Origin of the sequence: Shewanella septentrionalis, from assembly GCF_025370265.1 — a bacterium.
In the GTDB taxonomy this organism is placed as follows: domain Bacteria; phylum Pseudomonadota; class Gammaproteobacteria; order Enterobacterales; family Shewanellaceae; genus Shewanella; species Shewanella hafniensis.
In genome coordinates this window covers 1-1,630 of the sequence record NZ_JAMTCC010000107.1, presented here as the reverse complement: position 1 = coordinate 1,630, position 1,630 = coordinate 1, and the positions used below count along the sequence as shown (strand labels likewise).

The window sequence follows — 1,630 nt, the reverse complement described above, 5'->3', positions numbered from 1 at the left end:
AAAACGGTGTTTCTGTCTTCCTTTGCGCGGGAGTTGCTGAGTGATTGGCCGCAAGTCAGCGAGCATCTTTTTTGGCATCAATCACCTTCACAGCCGTTTACCCCTGCTTGTTTAGACCGATTTTGGCGGCCATTGCGCCAGACAATTCATCTAAATGATGTTCGCATTCATGACTTACGCCACACCTACGCCAGTATTGCAGTAAAGCACAATATCAACATCCTCACGATTGGCCGCTTATTAGGGCATGCCTTACCTGAAACAACCTTAAAGTACACACACCTTGCTAAACGTGATGTTCAACAGGCGGCAAATGTCGTTTCTCAACTCATTGCAGGGGAGATGCAACGATGAAAATAGTGAAATTAACACAAGTGTTTATTCGGTCATTAGCCCGTCAAACACGCGCCTACACCATTCAAGACAGTCTCTGTCATGGCCTTGGCGTTAAAGTGATGCCCGATAAACCGATGCAGTACGTTATTAGCCGCCTTATTGATAATCGGACACGCACACGCATTCTTGCGCCTGTTAGTGCGCTAACGGTTAAAGCGGCACGGGAGAAAGCAACAGGACAACTTCAAGCATGGCGAGAGGAACACATTCAGCCGAGCATGAGTGCTTCGCCTCGTTTTGATGTGTTTATTGAACAAACATGGAAGCCGATGATTTTTGAACACTGGAAACCCAGTACAAAACGGTCAGTCTTGCCTGCGCTGAATAGACGCTTGTTAGCTCATTTTGGCCGTTACCCGTTGCATATGATTAACCATAAAATGGTGCAAGCATGGTTTGATGAAATAAGTAAAACGCGCAAAGGTGCTGCTAACCGTAACCTTGATACATTGCAATCCGTTTTCAAGTTAGCATTGAGGCAGGGGCATTGCCTGACTAATCCCTGTATTGGTATTCGGCAAAACAAAAGGCGGGTATTAAATCGCTTTTTGAGTGTTGCTGAAATGCAGCGTTTATCTGTGGCGCTTGATGAATGTGAAGCGGTCGGCGGCAGTATTGCTCAATGTGCTGATATTTTGCGGCTGTTACTGCTAACAGGCTGTCGATTATCGGAAATCACCTTTTTAAAAGGGGAGTACGTTCGCGGCAATGAATTGCATTTACCCGACAGTAAAACGGGGGCAAAAGTGCTTTATATTGGTCAAGCCGCAGTTGACATATTAAGTCGCTATCACTGTAAGGCCAATACAGAACTTTTTCCGATGAAACAAGGCGCTTCCACTTCGTTGGTACAGTCGCTATGGCTAAGGTTGCGAAAACAGATAGGGATTGAAGATGTCAGGTTACACGATTTACGGCATACCTTTGCAAGTTATGCTGTCATGGACGGATGCAGTATTCCGATGGTGGCCTCTTTACTGGGGCATAAAAAAGTCACAATGACGTTACGATATACCCATGTTGGGGATGAAAGCGTAGAGCAAGCCGCTGAGGTTATAGGGGCTGTCTTCAAAGGCATTTTCACTCAGTCTGAACCCCTAAAGCCCTTAATACCTCAAACTAATGAGGCTCCTACGCCAGCCGTAAAAGTAAAGCAAAAGCGTCTGCCAGAAAGAAAACCAACGGCGAAACCAAAGCCTAAAGCGGCGAAGAAAGTGAAACAGGTTAAACCATT

The 1,630-nt window shown here is 45.8% G+C and carries 2 protein-coding genes; both read left to right on the top strand.

Translation table 11 applies throughout. From position 1 onward, the window contains the following. On the top strand, positions 1 to 354 hold a 354-nt coding region (locus NE536_RS22725; protein ID WP_261274112.1), incomplete at its 5' end, for a tyrosine-type recombinase/integrase. Continuing rightward, on the top strand, positions 351 to 1,630 hold a 1,280-nt coding region (locus NE536_RS22720), incomplete at its 3' end, for a site-specific integrase (RefSeq protein WP_261274111.1). The genes NE536_RS22725 and NE536_RS22720, both read left to right, overlap by 4 nt.